Source organism: Klebsiella sp. CN_Kp066 (assembly GCF_040065135.1).
GTDB classification, from domain to species: Bacteria; Pseudomonadota; Gammaproteobacteria; order Enterobacterales; family Enterobacteriaceae; genus Klebsiella; species Klebsiella oxytoca.
Map to the genome: position 1 here is coordinate 1 of NZ_JBEAIU010000038.1, position 17,039 is coordinate 17,039.

The 17,039-nt window shown below is 56.5% G+C and carries 14 protein-coding genes and 1 pseudogene; 13 read left to right on the forward strand and 2 right to left on the reverse strand.

Annotated elements, in window-relative coordinates:
• Both ABLV75_RS14715 and citS read right to left on the reverse strand, forming a co-directional pair.
• Positions 1–76: pseudogene (locus ABLV75_RS14715) on the reverse strand (oxaloacetate decarboxylase gamma chain); the annotation flags it as partial.
• Positions 77–236: 160 nt separating this feature from the next.
• Positions 237–1,577, reverse strand: a complete 1,341-nt coding sequence (citS, locus tag ABLV75_RS14720; protein WP_004108277.1) for a citrate/sodium symporter CitS — start codon at positions 1,575–1,577, stop codon at positions 237–239.
• A 278-nt stretch (positions 1,578–1,855) separates the two neighbouring features.
• On the opposite strand from citS, the gene citC reads away from it, so the two are divergent.
• The 13 genes from citC (at position 1,856) to folA (ending at position 17,035) form a co-directional block, all read left to right on the forward strand.
• Positions 1,856–2,884: a [citrate (pro-3S)-lyase] ligase gene (gene citC / locus ABLV75_RS14725; RefSeq protein WP_004108274.1), complete on the forward strand. Its 1,029-nt coding sequence runs from the start codon at positions 1,856–1,858 to the stop codon at positions 2,882–2,884.
• Positions 2,885–2,914: 30 nt separating this feature from the next.
• On the forward strand, positions 2,915–3,208 hold the full coding sequence (citD, locus tag ABLV75_RS14730; RefSeq protein WP_004108271.1) for a citrate lyase acyl carrier protein: 294 nt from the start codon (positions 2,915–2,917) through the stop codon (positions 3,206–3,208).
• Positions 3,205–4,074, forward strand: a complete 870-nt coding sequence (gene citE, locus ABLV75_RS14735) for a citrate (pro-3S)-lyase subunit beta (RefSeq protein WP_004108268.1) — start codon at positions 3,205–3,207, stop codon at positions 4,072–4,074. The genes citD and citE overlap by 4 nt, the downstream gene beginning before the upstream one ends.
• 10 nt (positions 4,075–4,084) lie before the next feature.
• Positions 4,085–5,611 (forward strand): citrate lyase subunit alpha, encoded by a 1,527-nt coding sequence (citF, locus tag ABLV75_RS14740; protein WP_004108265.1) that lies wholly within the window; start codon positions 4,085–4,087, stop codon positions 5,609–5,611.
• A 19-nt stretch (positions 5,612–5,630) separates the two neighbouring features.
• Entirely contained in the window at positions 5,631–6,539 is a 909-nt protein-coding gene (gene citG / locus ABLV75_RS14745; RefSeq protein ID WP_004108261.1) for a triphosphoribosyl-dephospho-CoA synthase CitG, read from the forward strand.
• Between the two features lie 247 nt (positions 6,540–6,786).
• Positions 6,787–7,608 carry a 4-hydroxy-tetrahydrodipicolinate reductase gene (gene dapB, locus ABLV75_RS14750; RefSeq protein WP_004108255.1) on the forward strand — a complete coding sequence of 274 codons (822 nt, stop codon included), beginning with the start codon at positions 6,787–6,789 and terminating at the stop codon, positions 7,606–7,608.
• A 457-nt stretch (positions 7,609–8,065) separates the two neighbouring features.
• Positions 8,066–9,214: a glutamine-hydrolyzing carbamoyl-phosphate synthase small subunit gene (gene carA / locus ABLV75_RS14755; RefSeq protein WP_004108252.1), complete on the forward strand. Its 1,149-nt coding sequence runs from the start codon at positions 8,066–8,068 to the stop codon at positions 9,212–9,214.
• An 18-nt stretch (positions 9,215–9,232) separates the two neighbouring features.
• Complete coding sequence (gene carB / locus ABLV75_RS14760; RefSeq protein WP_004108241.1) at positions 9,233–12,457, forward strand: carbamoyl-phosphate synthase large subunit; 3,225 nt, start codon at positions 9,233–9,235, stop codon at positions 12,455–12,457.
• Between the two features lie 138 nt (positions 12,458–12,595).
• Positions 12,596–13,480, forward strand: coding sequence for an ROK family protein (locus ABLV75_RS14765; protein ID WP_004108238.1), 885 nt, complete (start codon positions 12,596–12,598; stop codon positions 13,478–13,480).
• Positions 13,481–13,583: 103 nt separating this feature from the next.
• Complete coding sequence (locus ABLV75_RS14770) at positions 13,584–13,817, forward strand: YgdI/YgdR family lipoprotein (protein ID WP_004108236.1); 234 nt, start codon at positions 13,584–13,586, stop codon at positions 13,815–13,817.
• Between the two features lie 149 nt (positions 13,818–13,966).
• On the forward strand, positions 13,967–14,500 hold the full coding sequence (gene kefF / locus ABLV75_RS14775; RefSeq protein ID WP_004108234.1) for a glutathione-regulated potassium-efflux system oxidoreductase KefF: 534 nt from the start codon (positions 13,967–13,969) through the stop codon (positions 14,498–14,500).
• On the forward strand, positions 14,493–16,358 hold the full coding sequence (gene kefC / locus ABLV75_RS14780; protein ID WP_004108233.1) for a glutathione-regulated potassium-efflux system protein KefC: 1,866 nt from the start codon (positions 14,493–14,495) through the stop codon (positions 16,356–16,358). The genes kefF and kefC overlap by 8 nt, the downstream gene beginning before the upstream one ends.
• A gap of 197 nt (positions 16,359–16,555) precedes the next feature.
• Positions 16,556–17,035 (forward strand): type 3 dihydrofolate reductase, encoded by a 480-nt coding sequence (gene folA, locus ABLV75_RS14785; protein WP_004108231.1) that lies wholly within the window; start codon positions 16,556–16,558, stop codon positions 17,033–17,035.
• The last annotated feature ends 4 nt before the right edge of the window (positions 17,036–17,039 follow it).

The window sequence follows — 17,039 nt, forward strand, 5'->3', positions numbered from 1 at the left end:
ACAGAAACGCCAGCACGAACCCCATGCCGAGGAACATCAGGGTGAAGCCTTCACCCAGCAGTACAGCTTCAGTCATTGAAAGACCCTAAAGTAAGGGCACGACGGCGTGTTTGAAGGCTAACCAAACGATACTTCCGGCTAAGGAGTAGGGTGGATTTCCCGAAGCCGCCCCCGGCTCTGGCCCCTAATTGGCATCGCTGTGGTTGACGCTCAAACATCGCCATCGTGCGTGTTGGTTACATCATCATGCCGAACACAATGCTGGCGATGACCAGCACAATACCGCCGCCCAGACGGGAGGAGATTTGCGCATAAGAGATAAGATTCATACGGTTACAGGCAGAGAGCACTTCCAGGTCGCCTGAGCCGCCGCGGTTAGCCATGCACAGGCCTGCGGTGATGGCGGATTCGATCGGGAAGAAGCCAATCATCCAGCCGCCGACGGCCGCCCCGACGACAGCACCTACGACGATTACCGCAGCGATGATGACGTTCGCGAAGGTAATCGCGTCGATAATTTCCTGCAGGTCGGTGTAGCACACGCCGACGCCGACCATCAGTACCCACAGCAGCTGCTTAGAGAAGAAGTCAGACAGGCGTTTGGCCCCGGCTTTGATCTCCGGCGAGCAGAGGCCGGAAGCATTCAGCGCCGCGACGATCAGCACCATCCAGGCGAAATAGTGGATTGAGACACCGCCAATGCTTGGCAAAATTTTCTTAGCAATGACGTAGGCCAGCAGGAAACAGGTGGTGGCGAGCACCAGGCCGACCGCCGTTTCGCGATGGGTAATCTGGCCTGCTTTTTCATCATCATCGACTTTAAAGGAGGCTTTACGTACCAGTTCGCCTTCCCCGCTCAGCCAGGTGTGTTTTTTACCGATAATATCGAGCAGTGCGGCAAAAACGATGGCGAAGATATTGGCGATGGTCAGAATGGCAATCGCGGTGGAGTAGTACTCTTCACGGGAGCGGCCGGTGACGGAGTGATAAATTTCGGACAGCGGAACCGCGCCTGCGCCGTTGCCGCCGCCCATAATCGGCAGAACGTACAGCATCATGATGCGGTCTACGGAAATACCGAAGCACAGGCCGATGATAATCCCGAAGATAGATGCGCCGAGGATCCCCATAAGGATCGTCGGAATATAACCCAGCAGCGATTTCAACAGCAGTTTACGGTTAACCGAGAGAATTGCGCCAGTTATCAAAACTGCGATGAATAAGTTCAGGAAATTGCTTTTATCCATCACATTAGTGATTGCATCAATTTCTTTTTGGGTAAAAATGCCTGCGTAAACGAAATAAGCGGCTACGAGGAAGATCATCACCGGCGCGCCGCCAATATATTTATTAAATATCGGCAGCCGTTTGCCAATTTCGCCAAAGATGGCGCCGATAATAAACATGATGGCGAAGCCGCCAACAATGTCGGTCGGCAGCGCGTTATAAAAATGTGAAAGTAGTAAAGTGATTAACGCAAACGCGTATAGCGGAAGCGGCATGCCGAAGATTTTAAACTTCAGCAGTTCACTTACACCATTTTTCTCCGTCGAAGGAGCCTGGCTCATATTAGTCATATGACGTCACCCTGTTAAAAAAAGGAATAATGCCGTTAGAAAAAGCAATAATAGGACGGCGGCATAATAATAAAGATGCGCTACGGCGATATGTGATTACGTTCACTGATTAGTCGTGTTTTTAATTAATTTAATTGTTTTTATTCTTCTGAATTAATTAACAACATAAAAACCATAAAGCAAATTAAGGTACGGGGAAAAGTGTGATTCAAATAAAAGAACCGCTACGGGAACGGTGGCGAAATACAGCTCGTTTTGGTCAATGAAGCGCGAAAAAAATGAATCTGATATTAAAACGCGTCGTGGTACAGAAAGATCCCCGGCGGCGAGAGGCCGTTGACCTCTTTCTTCATCAGCATCAGCTCTCGCTCGAGGCGGATTGCGAAATAGTGATTGTCGCCGAGTACCAGCGGCGCATTGTTGGCTGCGGCGCGATTGCCGGATGCGTGCTGAAGTGCATTGCCGTCGACCCGTCGCTGCAGGGAGAAGGGCTTAGCCTGAAGCTGCTGACTGAACTGATGACCCTGGCGTATGAGCTGGGCCGCAGCGAGCTGTTTCTGTTCACTAAACCTTATAACGCGGCCCTCTTTTCCTGCGCCGGTTTTTGGCCTATCGCCCGTGCGGGCGACAGGGCCGTTTTGATGGAGAACAGCCGCGAACGCCTGGCCCGCTATTGCCGCCAGCTCAGGATGTATCGCCAGCCCGGAGAAAAAATCGGCGCCATCGTAATGAACGCCAATCCCTTTACGCTGGGGCATCGCTGGCTGGTGGAGCAAGCCGCTCGCCAGTGCGACTGGCTGCATCTTTTCGTGGTGAAGGAAGATGCTTCATTTTTCAGCTACCAGGATCGCGTGGCGCTGATCGAGCAGGGGATCGCCGGGATCGATAACGTGACCCTGCATCCGGGATCGTCCTATCTGATCTCGCGCGCCACTTTCCCCGGCTACTTCCTGAAAGACAAAGGCGTGGTTGACGATTGCCACTGCCAGATCGATCTGCAGCTGTTTCGCGAACATTTAGCTCCGGCGCTGGGGGTCACCCACCGCTTTGTCGGCAGCGAACCGCTGTGCGAATTAACCCGTAATTACAACCTGCGTATGCGACAGCTGCTGGAAGTGCCCGGCGACGCGCCGACCATTGAAGTGGTTGAGCTGGCGCGGGTTGAGAAAGAGGGCGCGCCGATTTCCGCTTCCCGGGTGCGCAAGCTGTATCAGCAGCGCCAGTGGTCGGCTATCGAGCCGCTGGTACCGCCGGGAACGCTCGCTTTTCTGATGCATCTGGCGGAAAGCGAACGCCAGACCGCCTGATTTTACCGCCATAACTAAGGATCAGCCTCTATGGAAATGATGATTGACGCCCTGGCCGGCACGCTGGAGTCCAGCGATGTGATGGTCAGGATTGGGCCTGCGAATGAGCCAGGTATTCAGCTTGAAATCGACAGCATTGTGAAGCAGCAGTTTGGCGCGGCGATTGAACGCGTCGTCAGAGAGACGCTGACCCAGCTTGGCGTTACCCGGGCGAACGTCGTCGTCGATGATAAAGGCGCGCTCGAATGCGTGCTGAAGGCTCGCGTCCAGGCCGCAGCGCTGCGCGCGGCGCAACAATCTCAACCGCAATGGAGCCAGCTATGAAACCTCGTCGCAGTATGCTGTTTATCCCCGGCGCCAACGCCGCGATGTTAAGCACCTCTTTTGTCTACGGCGCTGACGCGGTGATGTTTGACCTCGAAGACGCCGTCTCGCTACGAGAAAAAGATACCGCTCGCCTGCTGGTGCATCATGCGCTCCAGCATCCGCTCTACCGGGATGTGGAAACCGTGGTGCGTATTAACCCGCTCAGCACGCCGTTCGGCCTTGCCGACCTTGAGGCGGTGGTGCGGGCTGGCGTCGACATGGTGCGTCTGCCGAAAACCGATAGCAAAGAAGATATTCATGAGCTGGAGGCTCACGTCGAACGTATTGAGCGCGAGTGCGGCCGGGAGGTGGGCAGCACCAAATTAATGGCGGCGATTGAGTCGGCGCTGGGCGTGGTGAACGCGGTAGAAATCGCCCGCGCCAGTCCGCGTCTGTCGGCCATTGCGCTGGCGGCCTTCGACTACGTCATGGATATGGGGACCTGCCGCGGCGACGGCACGGAGCTGTTCTACGCCCGCTGCGCGGTGCTGCACGCGGCCCGCGTCGCCGGAATCGCGGCCTATGACGTCGTGTGGTCGGACATTAACAATGAAGAGGGTTTCCTCGCGGAAGCGAATCTGGCGAAAAATCTCGGCTTTAACGGCAAATCGCTGGTTAACCCGCGCCAGATTGAGCTGCTGCACCAGGTTTATGCCCCAACGCTGAAAGAAGTTGAGCATGCGCGGGACGTCATCGCGGCGGCGGAAGAGGCGGAAGAACGCGGACTCGGCGTGGTCTCGCTAAACGGCAAGATGATAGATGGACCGATTATCGATCATGCGCGCAAAGTCGTGGCGCTGTCGGCTTCCGGCATTCGTGATTAAGGAGGAAATAATGAAAGAGACCGTGGCAATGCTTAATCAACAGTACGTCATGCCGGAAGGATTAGAACCTTACGCAGGGGTAACGGCGAAGAGTCCGTGGCTGGCCAGTGAAAGCGAAAAGCGGCAGCGTAAAGTCTGCGCTTCGCTGGAGGAGGCGATTCGCCGCTCCGGGCTGCAAAACGGTATGACCATCTCCTTCCATCACGCGTTTCGCGGCGGTGACAAGGTGGTCAATATGGTGGTGGCGAAGCTGGCTGAAATGGGCTTTCGCGATCTGACGCTGGCCTCAAGCTCGCTGATCGACGCCCACTGGCCGCTGATCGAGCACATAAAAAACGGCGTGATCCGGCAGATTTACACCTCCGGTCTGCGCGGGAAGCTGGGGGAAGAGATCTCCGCCGGGCTGATGGAAAATCCGGTACAAATCCATTCCCACGGCGGCCGGGCGTATTTAGTGCAAACCGGTGAGCTAACCATTGACGTGGCGTTCCTCGGCGTGCCGTGCTGCGATGAATATGGCAATGCCAACGGCTTTAGCGGTAAATCCCGCTGCGGCTCGCTGGGTTACGCCAAAGTGGATGCCGATGCCGCCAGATGCGTGGTACTGCTGACTGAAGAGTGGGTGGATTATCCGAACTATCCGGCCAGCATCGCCCAGGATCAGGTGGATCTGATCGTGCAGGTTGATGAAGTCGGCGATCCGGCGAAAATCACCGCTGGCGCGATCCGTCTGACCAGCAACCCACGCGAGCTGCTGATCGCCCGCCAGGCGGCCAAAGTCATCGAACATTCGGGCTACTTCAAAGAGGGCTTCTCTTTGCAAACCGGTACCGGCGGCGCATCGCTGGCGGTAACTCGCTTCCTCGAAGATAAGATGCGTCGTAACAATATCACCGCCAGCTTTGGTTTGGGCGGGATTACCGGCACGATGGTCGATCTGCATGAAAAGGGCTTGATCAAAGCGCTGCTGGATACCCAATCTTTCGACGGCGATGCCGCCCGTTCGCTGGCGAACAACCCTAATCATATCGAAATTTCCGCTAATCAGTACGCCAATCCCGGTTCGAAAGGGATCTCCTGCGAACGCCTGAATGTGGTGATGCTCAGCGCGCTGGAAATCGACACCGGGTTTAACGTTAACGTGATGACCGGCTCCAACGGTGTACTGCGCGGGGCGTCCGGCGGCCATAGCGATACGGCGGCAGGCGCGGATTTAACCATTATCACCGCGCCGCTGGTGCGTGGGCGTATTCCGTGCGTGGTGGAGAAAGTCCTGACTCGCGTCACGCCGGGGGCCAGCGTGGATGTGCTGGTGACCGACCACGGTATTGCCGTTAACCCGGCGCGTCAGGACCTGATTGATAACCTGCGTAACGCGGGCATCCAGCTCATGACCATCGAAGAGCTACAGCAGCGCGCCGAACTGTTGACCGGCAAGCCTGATCCGATCGAATTCACCGATCGGGTCGTGGCCGTGGTGCGCTATCGCGATGGTTCGGTGATCGACGTGATTCGTCAGGTTAAAACCGCTGGTTAAACGCGCTGAGGAGAAAGGCATGAGCGAAGTGATAATAAGCCAGCATCGGCCATTGAGCCGTCAAACGGTGACGGCTGAGGAGATGGTTTCTCGCGTGGGACGGGCGCTACTGACTGAAGTTCGCCTGACGCCGAAGCCGGGTCTGGTGGATATTCGTAATGCCGGCGCGCATCGGGATATGGATCTGGCCACCTTTGAGGCCAGTACGGCGGTTGTCGCCCCGTGGATGGAGAAGTTTTTCATTATGGGACACGACACCGCCAATATCACGCCGGAACAGGTGTTGACGATGCTGCGTCCGGTGGGCATGGCCTGCGAGACGGATATGCTGGAAGCCACCGGCGGGGTGAACACCCATCGCGGCGCGATCTTCGCTTTTGGCCTGCTCTGCGCGGCGGCGGGAAGACTGGTTGCCAGAGGGGAGCCGGTTGAACAGCATCGGGTTTGCGATCAGGTGGCCCGATTCTGTCGCGGCCTGGTGGCGCGCGAGCTCTCCTCCTCTGAAGGAAAGAAGGTGAGCAAAGGCGAAGGGCATTTCCTGCGCTACGGGCTCTCCGGTGCTAGAGGCGAAGCGGAAAGCGGCTTTCACACCGTGCGCACTCAGGCGATGCCGGTATTCAATCGCGTCATGGCGAATACCGGCGACGCCAATCTGGCGTTATTGCAGACCCTGCTGCATCTGATGGCCTGGAATGACGATACCAATCTGGTATCGCGCGGTGGGCTGGAAGGGCTGAATTTTGTTCAGCAGCAGGCGCAAAAGCTGCTGTGGGAAGGCGGAGTGCTGGCCGATGGCGGGCTGGAAGCGCTGCGCCAGCTGGATGATGAACTGATTGTTCGCCATCTTAGCCCTGGCGGCAGCGCTGACCTGCTGGCGGTAACCTGGTTCCTGTCTGGTTTTCCTGCCGGGGAGATGTTCCTGCATTAATTGCCCGGTTTTTCATCGATAGCTGACCCCGGATTGACCTGCACATGGCTGAACCGGGGTTCCAGCCCCATTTGTTCATTCCTTCTCTCTGCCCAATGGCCGATTCCCGGCATAATCGTATAGTTTTTACTGATATCGGCGGCAGTTTGTCATAAATTTCTAATTATCGGTGTTTTTGAGTAGCGGCTCATCGTTGGGCTGGTTACTCTGAAAACAATTTACGTAGTGTTAACAAAAGAGAATAGCTATGCATGATGCACATATCCGCGTGGCCATCGCGGGCGCGGGCGGCCGGATGGGACGCCAGTTAATTCAGGCGGTACAGCAGATGGAAGGCGCGGCGCTTGGCGCGGCGCTGGAGCGCGAAGGTTCCTCGCTGCTCGGCAGCGATGCGGGCGAACTGGCGGGCGCGGGCAAGTCAGGGGTGGTGGTGCAGAGCAGCCTTGAGGCGGTAAAAGACGATTTCGATGTCTTCATCGATTTCACCCGTCCGGAAGGCACGCTGAACCATCTCGCTTTTTGCCGTCAACATGGTAAAGGCATGGTTATCGGCACCACCGGTTTTGACGACGCCGGGAAGCAGGCCATTCGCGAGGCGTCGCAGGAGATCGCCATCGTCTTTGCCGCAAACTTTAGCGTTGGCGTTAACGTTATGCTTAAGCTGCTGGAGAAAGCGGCGAAGGTGATGGGCGACTATACCGATATTGAGATTATTGAAGCGCATCATCGCCATAAAGTCGACGCGCCATCAGGTACGGCGCTGGCGATGGGCGAGGCGATTGCCGGCGCGCTGGATAAAGATCTGAAGGAGTGTGCGGTATACAGTCGCGAAGGCTATACCGGTGAGCGCGTTCCCGGCACCATCGGCTTTGCAACCGTGCGCGCCGGGGATATCGTCGGCGAACATACGGCGATGTTTGCGGATATCGGCGAACGTATTGAAATCAGCCATAAGGCTTCCAGCCGGATGACTTTTGCAAATGGTGCCGTTCGCTCTGCATTATGGCTAAAAGGCAAGAAAAATGGTCTTTTTGATATGCGTGATGTGCTTGAACTGAACTCTTTATAACGATTATTACCCATCGTGATGTGGTTATTGCTTTCAATAAGTAATTGATTGCAAGGGGCAATGCTTTATTGCCCTTCTTTATTTTTTGATTTTTGCGATTTTTATTGGCTGAACTCTTCAAAAAAATACATTATCCACCCTGATTTTGTTGTTTTATTGTAAATTTTGACCATCTGGTCCACTTTTTTACACCTTGAGCGCAGTTTTTACACTCTTCCGCCTCCGCAAGCGTTTTCCCAGGCGAGTTAGTTGATCTTTTTGCCGCTTAAAGCAGAGATTACAGAGTAGTCGCCTGAAACAAGATTAAAAATATCCGCTTTAAGTTGACTTTTACCCGCCATCTCTCCAGAATGCCGCCGTTTGCCAAAATTCTGCGGGCAACAGATTTGCATTGATTCAGATCTACATTATGAATTAATATGCAAATAAAGTGAGTGGATATTCTCTGGAGGGTGTTTTGATTAAGTCAGCGCTATTGGTTCTGGAAGACGGAACCCAGTTTCACGGTCGGGCCATTGGGGCTACCGGCACGGCGGTTGGGGAAGTCGTTTTCAATACTTCAATGACCGGTTATCAAGAAATCCTCACTGATCCTTCCTATTCCCGCCAAATCGTCACTCTAACTTATCCCCATATCGGCAATGTCGGCACCAATGCCGCCGATGAAGAATCTTCTCAGGTACACGCGCAGGGTCTGGTCATTCGCGATCTGCCGCTGATTGCCAGCAACTTCCGCAATACCGAAGACCTCTCTTCTTATCTGAAGCGCCATAACATTGTAGCGATTGCCGATATCGACACCCGTAAGCTGACCCGCCTGCTGCGTGAAAAAGGCGCGCAGAACGGCTGCATCATCGCCGGCGATAGCCCGGATGCGCAGCTGGCGCTGGAAAAGGCAAAAGCGTTCCCGGGCCTTAACGGTATGGATCTGGCGAAGGAAGTAACCACCGCAGAAACCTACAGCTGGACGCAGGGAAGCTGGACCCTTGCGGGCGACCTGCCGGAAGCCAAAGCGGAAAGCGAGCTGCCGTTCCACGTGGTGGCCTACGATTTCGGCGCCAAGCGCAACATTTTGCGCATGCTGGTAGACCGCGGCTGCCGTCTGACGGTGGTGCCGGCAAAGACCTCCGCTGAAGAGGTGCTGAAGATGAATCCGGACGGTATCTTCCTGTCCAACGGTCCCGGCGACCCGGCGCCCTGCGACTACGCTATTGACGCGATTGAGAAGTTTCTGGAAACCAGCGTTCCTGTATTCGGCATCTGCCTCGGCCATCAGCTGCTGGCGCTGGCGAGCGGCGCGAAGACCGTGAAGATGAAGTTCGGCCACCACGGCGGCAACCATCCGGTAAAAGATATTGATAATAACGTGGTGATGATCACCGCGCAGAACCACGGTTTCGCGGTGGATGAAGCGTCTATGCCGGCCAACCTGCGCGTCACCCATAAGTCGCTGTTCGACGGCACCCTGCAGGGGATTCATCGTACCGACAAACCGGCGTTCAGCTTCCAGGGACACCCGGAGGCGAGCCCCGGCCCGCACGATGCCGCACCGCTGTTCGACCATTTTATCGAGTTAATTAAGCAGTACCGTCAGTCCGCGAAATAATCAGGAGTTAAGAGAGCCATGCCAAAACGTACAGATATAAAAAGCATCCTGATTCTGGGCGCGGGCCCGATTGTTATCGGTCAGGCGTGTGAGTTTGACTACTCCGGCGCCCAGGCGTGTAAAGCGCTGCGCGAAGAGGGCTACCGTGTCATTCTGGTGAACTCTAACCCGGCCACCATCATGACCGACCCGGAAATGGCCGATGCTACCTACATCGAGCCGATTCACTGGGAAGTGGTGCGCAAGATCATTGAGAAAGAGCGTCCGGATGCGGTTCTGCCGACCATGGGCGGCCAGACGGCGCTGAACTGCGCGCTGGAGCTGGAGCGTCAGGGCGTGCTGGCCGAGTTCGGCGTGACCATGATTGGCGCGACCGCCGACGCGATTGATAAAGCGGAAGACCGCCGCCGTTTCGACGTGGCAATGAAGAAAATTGGCCTCGACACCGCGCGTTCCGGGATCGCACATACCATGGAAGAAGCGCTGGCGGTTGCCGCTGAAGTTGGCTTCCCGTGCATCATCCGTCCTTCCTTTACTATGGGCGGCACCGGCGGCGGTATCGCCTACAACCGCGAAGAGTTCGAAGAAATCTGCGAACGCGGTCTGGATCTTTCGCCGACGAATGAGCTGCTCATTGATGAGTCGCTGATTGGCTGGAAAGAGTACGAGATGGAAGTGGTGCGTGATAAAAACGACAACTGCATCATCGTCTGCTCTATTGAAAACTTCGACGCAATGGGCATCCACACCGGCGACTCCATCACCGTCGCGCCGGCACAGACCCTGACCGATAAAGAGTACCAAATCATGCGTAACGCCTCGATGGCGGTACTGCGTGAAATCGGCGTAGAGACCGGCGGTTCCAACGTTCAGTTCTCGGTGAACCCGAAAGATGGCCGCCTGATCGTTATCGAAATGAACCCGCGCGTCTCCCGCTCCTCGGCGCTGGCCTCGAAAGCCACCGGCTTCCCGATCGCTAAAGTGGCGGCGAAGCTGGCGGTCGGTTACACCCTTGATGAGCTGATGAACGATATCACCGGCGGCCGCACCCCGGCGTCGTTTGAGCCGTCCATCGACTACGTTGTGACCAAAATCCCACGCTTCAACTTTGAAAAATTCGTCGGCGCCAACGACCGTCTGACCACCCAGATGAAATCGGTGGGCGAAGTGATGGCGATTGGCCGCACCCAGCAGGAATCCCTGCAGAAAGCGCTGCGCGGTCTGGAAGTGGGCGCCACCGGCTTCGACCCGAAAGTGAGCCTCGACGATCCGGAAGCGCTGACCAAAATCCGCCGCGAACTGAAAGATGCTGGCGCTGAGCGTATCTGGTACATCGCTGACGCTTTCCGCGCGGGCCTCTCCGTTGATGGCGTGTTCAACCTGACCAATATCGACCGCTGGTTCCTGGTGCAGATTGAAGAGCTGGTGCGTCTGGAGGAGAAAGTGGCTGAAGTCGGTATTACCGGCCTCGACGCCGACTTCCTGCGTCAGCTCAAGCGTAAAGGCTTTGCCGATGCGCGTCTGGCGAAGCTGGCTGGCGTGCGCGAAGCGGAAATCCGCAAGCTGCGCGACCAGTATGACCTGCACCCGGTCTACAAGCGCGTGGATACCTGCGCGGCGGAATTCGCTACCGACACCGCCTATATGTACTCCACCTATGAAGATGAGTGCGAAGCCAATCCGTCCGTTGACCGCGATAAAATCATGGTGCTCGGCGGCGGCCCGAACCGTATCGGCCAGGGCATCGAGTTCGATTACTGCTGCGTCCATGCCTCCCTGGCGCTGCGCGAAGACGGCTACGAGACCATTATGGTCAACTGTAACCCGGAAACCGTCTCTACCGATTACGACACCTCTGACCGCCTCTACTTTGAGCCGGTGACGCTGGAAGACGTGCTGGAAATCGTGCGCATTGAGAAGCCGAAAGGCGTTATCGTGCAGTACGGCGGCCAGACGCCGCTGAAGCTGGCGCGCGCGCTGGAAGCCGCAGGCGTGCCGGTTATCGGCACCAGCCCGGATGCAATCGACCGTGCGGAAGACCGTGAGCGCTTCCAGCACGCGGTTGACCGCCTGAAGCTGAAGCAGCCGGCGAACGCCACCGTGACCGCGATCGAAATGGCGGTCGAGAAGGCGAAAGAGATTGGCTACCCGCTGGTGGTGCGCCCGTCCTACGTTCTCGGCGGCCGCGCGATGGAAATCGTCTACGACGAAATCGACCTGCGTCGCTACTTCCAGACCGCCGTCAGCGTCTCTAACGATGCGCCGGTGCTGCTGGACCGCTTCCTTGACGATGCGGTTGAAGTTGACGTCGATGCCATCTGCGACGGCGAAATGGTGCTGATTGGCGGCATCATGGAGCATATCGAGCAGGCGGGCGTACACTCCGGCGACTCCGCGTGTTCGCTGCCGGCCTACACCCTGAGCCAGGAAATTCAGGATGTGATGCGCGAGCAGGTGCAGAAGCTGGCCTTTGAGCTGCAGGTACGCGGTCTGATGAACGTGCAGTTTGCGGTCAAAAACAACGAAGTCTACCTGATTGAAGTCAACCCGCGCGCGGCGCGTACCGTCCCGTTTGTCTCGAAAGCCACCGGCGTACCGCTGGCGAAAGTCGCGGCGCGCGTGATGGCGGGCAAAACGCTGGCTCAGCAGGGCGTCACTAAAGAGATCATCCCGCCGTACTATTCGGTGAAAGAGGTGGTTCTGCCGTTTAACAAATTCCCGGGCGTTGACCCGCTGTTAGGGCCAGAAATGCGCTCTACCGGCGAAGTCATGGGCGTTGGCCGCACCTTCGCGGAAGCGTTCGCCAAGGCGCAGTTAGGCAGCAACTCGACGATGAAGAAACAGGGACGCGCGTTGCTCTCCGTACGCGAAGGCGACAAAGAGCGCGTGGTGGATCTGGCGGCAAAACTGCTGAAGTTTGGTTTCGAGCTGGATGCAACCCACGGTACTGCGATTGTGCTGGGCGAAGCCGGCATCAACCCGCGTCTGGTGAACAAGGTGCATGAAGGCCGCCCGCACATTCAGGACCGCATCAAGAATGGCGAATACACCTACATCATCAACACCACCGCAGGCCGTCAGGCGATTGAAGACTCCAAGCTGATTCGCCGCAGCGCCCTGCAGTACAAAGTGCACTACGACACCACGCTGAACGGCGGTTTCGCTACCGCAATGGCCCTCAATGCCAACGCGATAGAGAAAGTGACCTCGGTGCAGGAAATGCACGCGCAGATTAAAAAGTAATCTCATCTGCCAGTAAAAGCGCCTCCGGTGGCCAACGCCGGAGGCGCTTTTTTTTGCGTTGCGATAAAGCGAAATAGGGGGAGAGGGTTCATCCTTAATGGAACAAAACCATTTCATGACGCACGCAAGGATAACGACATGGCGATACTTTTGTTTGATTGGGGCGGCACATCGATTAAATATGGCGTCTGGCAGCAGGGGGAGCTGAAGGACACCGCATCGGTTGAGACGCCTGATAGCTGGGAAGAGATGAAAAATCGGCTATTGGAACTTTATCAACAGTTTCAGTCGCGCTACGCCATTGATGGGATCTCAATTAGTGCTCCTGGGTGCGTGGATCCTCAGAGCGGGGTCATTAGCGGCCTGAGCGCCATTCCCTATATTCATCACTTTCCCATCGTCGAAGAGCTTTCCGGGCTGTTTTCACTGCCGGTATGCATTGAGAACGACGCCAACTCGGCGGGTATCGCCGAGGCGGCATTGGGCGCGGGCCGCGAGTATGACAGCGTACTGTTTGTGATTGCCGGTTCAGGTATCGGTGGCGCCATTGTCGACAATAAAGTCCTGCGCCACGGCAGCCATCGCTACGCCGGGGAATTTGGCATGATGACCCTGCACGAGGGGCAAACCTTTAGCGAACTGGCAACCGCCGTCGCTACGGCGCGTCGTTATGCCCGGCGCATGTCGCTGGCGGCTGACTCCGTCTCCGGAGAGGATGTCTTTCGCCTGGCCGAGGAGGGCGACAATATCGCGCAGCAGGAAGTGGCGCAGTTTTACCACTGGATGGCGACAGGCTTACTGAATTTGCAGGTGTGCTACGACCCAGACTGCCTGATTATCGGCGGCGGTATCTCCGCCAGCGATAGGATTTTTAACGGCATCAAGCAGCGCCTGAACGAGCTGGTGAATGAAAAAGATTTAGCAGAATTTTTACCGCAGGTGGTGCTCTGCCAATACCGCAACGATGCTAACCTGATCGGCGCGGCGGTGAACTTCGAACAAAAACAGAGGGATCGGCGCTAACAGGCCACTTCGGAGAGTTCTGGTTTTCTCTCCCCGGACAGTCAGCTAGCCTAAAGTGGTTAGGGTGATAATGAATATGACTGAATAACGGGAGAGAAACACCATGTACAACAAGCCCCTCACCGCCGCTATTTTTGCCGCTGCTGCGCTTTTCACCGTGGCTGGCTGTTCATCTAATCAGTCGCTAAAAACCACCGATGGCAAAACTATTGTCACCGATGGCAAACCCCAGGTGGATGACGACACCGGTCTGGTGTCCTACAAAAACGCGGAAACCGGTCGTACCGAGCAGATCAATCGCGATCAGGTTAAATCGATGGATGAACTGGATAACTAAGCGTTATTCATGGCCCCGTATCGCGGGGTCATCCCTGCCTGAGCGATCCTCGCCCTGAATGAGAGATAAATCACACTTATCATTGTAAGCGATTCAATTAACTGTCTACACTCTTGCTGATTACAACAAGAGCTAACGCAGGCTAATCAATGATCCTCATAATTTATGCGCACCCTTATCCGCAGCACTCGCATGCGAATAAGCGGATGCTTGAGCAGGCAGGGACGCTTGATGGCGTAGAGATACGCTCCCTCTATCAGCTTTATCCTGACTTTAATATTGATATCGCCGCCGAGCAGGCGGCGCTGGCTCGTGCCGATCTGGTTATCTGGCAGCATCCGATGCAGTGGTACAGCGTGCCGCCGCTGCTCAAGCTGTGGATGGATAAAGTGCTGGCGCACGGCTGGGCATACGGTCACAACGGTATCGCGCTGCGCGGTAAATCGCTGATGTGGGCGGTTACTACCGGCGGCGGCGAAAGCCACTTTGATATTGGTTCCTTTCCCGGTTTCGACGTCCTGGCGCAGCCGCTGCAGGCGACAGCCCTCTACTGCGGCATGACATGGCTACCGCCGTTTGCAATGCATTGCACTTTTATCTGCGATGACGAAACCCTACAGGCGCAGGCGCGCCGCTATCGGCAACGCTTAATCGAATGGCAGGAGGCGCACAACCATGGATAGCCATACGCTGATACAGGCGCTCATCTATTTAGGCTCCGCCGCGCTGATCGTGCCGATTGCCGTACGTCTGGGTTTAGGGTCGGTGCTCGGCTACTTAATTGCCGGCTGTATTATTGGCCCGTGGGGGCTGCGGCTGGTCACCGACGCCGAGTCGATTCTGCACTTCGCGGAAATCGGCGTGGTGCTGATGCTTTTCGTTATCGGTCTTGAGCTCGATCCCCAGCGCCTGTGGAAACTTCGCGCTTCGGTGTTCGGTGGCGGGGCGCTGCAGATGGTCGTCTGCGGCGTGCTGATCGGCCTGTTCTGCATGTCGCTTGGTCTGCGCTGGCAGGTTGCCGAGCTGATTGGCATGACGCTGGCGCTCTCTTCAACGGCGATCGCTATGCAGGCGATGAACGAGCGTAACCTGACGGTCACCCAGTTGGGCCGGAGCGCCTTTGCGGTGCTGCTGTTCCAGGATATTGCGGCTATTCCTCTGGTGGCGATGATCCCGCTGCTGGCGGCGAGCGGCGGCTCGACGACGCTGGGCGCGTTTGCACTCTCGGCCCTGAAAGTGGCGGGTGCGCTGGCGCTGGTGGTGGTGCTTGGCCGCTATCTGACCCGGCCGATGCTGCGTTTTGTTGCGCGCTCCGGCCTGCGTGAAGTCTTCAGCGCCGTGGCTCTGTTCCTGGTGTTTGGCTTCGGGCTGCTGCTGGAAGAGGTTGGGCTGTCGATGGCGATGGGGGCATTCCTGGCCGGGGTGCTGCTGGCGAGCTCGGAGTACCGCCACGCTCTCGAAAGCGATATTGAACCGTTTAAGGGGCTGCTGCTGGGGCTGTTTTTTATCGGCGTCGGGATGTCTATCGACTTCGGTACTCTGGTGACTCATCCGTTGCGGATCCTGATTTTGCTGGTGGGATTTCTGGTGATTAAATCCCTGATGCTGTGGTTGATCGCCAGGCCGTTAGGCGTACCTCGCGCGCAGCGCCGTTGGTTTGCGGTGCTGCTGGGGCAGGGGAGTGAATTTGCCTTTGTGGTCTTCGGCGCGGCGCAGATGGCCGATGTCCTGGACGGCGAATGGGCGAAGGCGCTGACCCTGGCGGTGGCGCTATCGATGGCTGCCACGCCAATCCTGCTGGTGTTGCTGACCCGTCTGGAGAAATCCACCAGCGGTCAGGAGCGCGAGGCGGATGAAATTGACGAAGAGCAGCCGCGGGTAATTATTGCCGGCTTTGGCCGCTACGGGCAGATTGCCGGCCGCGTGCTGCTCTCCAGCGGCGTGAAGATGGTGATTCTCGATCACGATCCTGACCACGTCGATACCCTGCGTAAGTTTGATATGAAGGTGTTCTACGGCGATGCGACGCGGGTTGACCTGCTGGAGTCGGCGGGGGCGGAAAAAGCGGAAGTGCTGATTAACGCCATCGACGATCCGCAGACAAACCTGCAGCTGGCGGAGCTGGCAAAAGAGCATTTTCCGCATCTGCAGATCATCTCCCGCGCCCGCGATGTCGATCATTACATTAAGCTGCGCCAGGCAGGCGTTGAGGCGCCGGAGCGTGAAACCTTTGAAGCGGCGCTGAAGTCCGGGCGTATGACGCTTGAGGCGCTGGGCCTGGGAGCCTACGAGGCCCGCGAGCGCGCCGATCTGTTCCGCCGTTTCAACCTGCAAATGGTCGAAGAGATGGTGGCCATGGCGGAAAACGATGCGGCCTCGCGGGTGGCGGTATTCAAGCGCACCAGCGATATGCTGACCGGAATAATCAACGAAGACCGCAATCATTTATCGCTGGTTCAGCGTCATGGCTGGCAAGGAACGGAAGAGGGGAGGCATACCGGTGATATCGCTGATGAGCCGGAAAATAAACCCCCGGCATAAGAGGGAATTCAGGGTGTTACGTTAGCTTTACAAGTAACATTTTGTTTTCAATTTAAATCCTGTCTGGCGGCTCACGGGGCTTACGTGGGCTCGCCAGCAAATCTTAAAATTTTCTGATTCTTTACTCTCCGCCCAGTCGACGAAGTATTACGCTTTCCGTATAGTGGCGGCAATTTTTTGCATTCGGGAATTATTCAATGATCAGTCTGATTGCGGCGTTAGCGGTAGATCGCGTCATTGGTATGGAAAATGCCATGCCGTGGAATCTGCCTGCCGATCTCGCCTGGTTTAAGCGCAATACCTTAAACAAACCGGTAGTGATGGGGCGTCTCACCTGGGAATCTATCGGTCGCCCGTTACCGGGGCGTAAAAATATCGTTATTAGCAGCCAGCCCGGCACCGACGATCGCGTGCAGTGGGTGAAGTCGGTCGATGAAGCCATCGCCGCTTGCGGCGACGTAGAAGAGATGATGGTGATCGGCGGCGGACGCGTTTATGAGCAGTTCCTGCCAAAAGCGCAAAAGCTTTATCTGACCCATATTGATGCGGAAGTGGAAGGCGATACTCATTTCCCGGATTACGATCCGGACGAGTGGGAGTCGGTATTCAGCGAGTTCCACGATGCTGATGCGCAGAATTCCCATAGTTACTGCTTCGAGATTCTGGAGCGTCGCTAAGGTT

Bases quoted from the DNA above. Each gene is read 5' to 3' on its own strand.
- citS (WP_004108277.1), bottom strand. From the start codon at position 1,577: ATGACTAATATGAGCCAGGCTCCTTCGACGGAGAAAAATGGTGTAAGT.
- citC (WP_004108274.1), top strand. From the start codon at position 1,856: ATGAATCTGATATTAAAACGCGTCGTGGTACAGAAAGATCCCCGGCGG.
- citD (WP_004108271.1), top strand. From the start codon at position 2,915: ATGGAAATGATGATTGACGCCCTGGCCGGCACGCTGGAGTCCAGCGAT.
- citE (WP_004108268.1), top strand. From the start codon at position 3,205: ATGAAACCTCGTCGCAGTATGCTGTTTATCCCCGGCGCCAACGCCGCG.
- citF (WP_004108265.1), top strand. From the start codon at position 4,085: ATGAAAGAGACCGTGGCAATGCTTAATCAACAGTACGTCATGCCGGAA.
- citG (WP_004108261.1), top strand. From the start codon at position 5,631: ATGAGCGAAGTGATAATAAGCCAGCATCGGCCATTGAGCCGTCAAACG.
- dapB (WP_004108255.1), top strand. From the start codon at position 6,787: ATGCATGATGCACATATCCGCGTGGCCATCGCGGGCGCGGGCGGCCGG.
- carB (WP_004108241.1), top strand. From the start codon at position 9,233: ATGCCAAAACGTACAGATATAAAAAGCATCCTGATTCTGGGCGCGGGC.
- ABLV75_RS14765 (WP_004108238.1), top strand. From the start codon at position 12,596: ATGGCGATACTTTTGTTTGATTGGGGCGGCACATCGATTAAATATGGC.
- ABLV75_RS14770 (WP_004108236.1), top strand. From the start codon at position 13,584: ATGTACAACAAGCCCCTCACCGCCGCTATTTTTGCCGCTGCTGCGCTT.
- kefF (WP_004108234.1), top strand. From the start codon at position 13,967: ATGATCCTCATAATTTATGCGCACCCTTATCCGCAGCACTCGCATGCG.
- kefC (WP_004108233.1), top strand. From the start codon at position 14,493: ATGGATAGCCATACGCTGATACAGGCGCTCATCTATTTAGGCTCCGCC.
- folA (WP_004108231.1), top strand. From the start codon at position 16,556: ATGATCAGTCTGATTGCGGCGTTAGCGGTAGATCGCGTCATTGGTATG.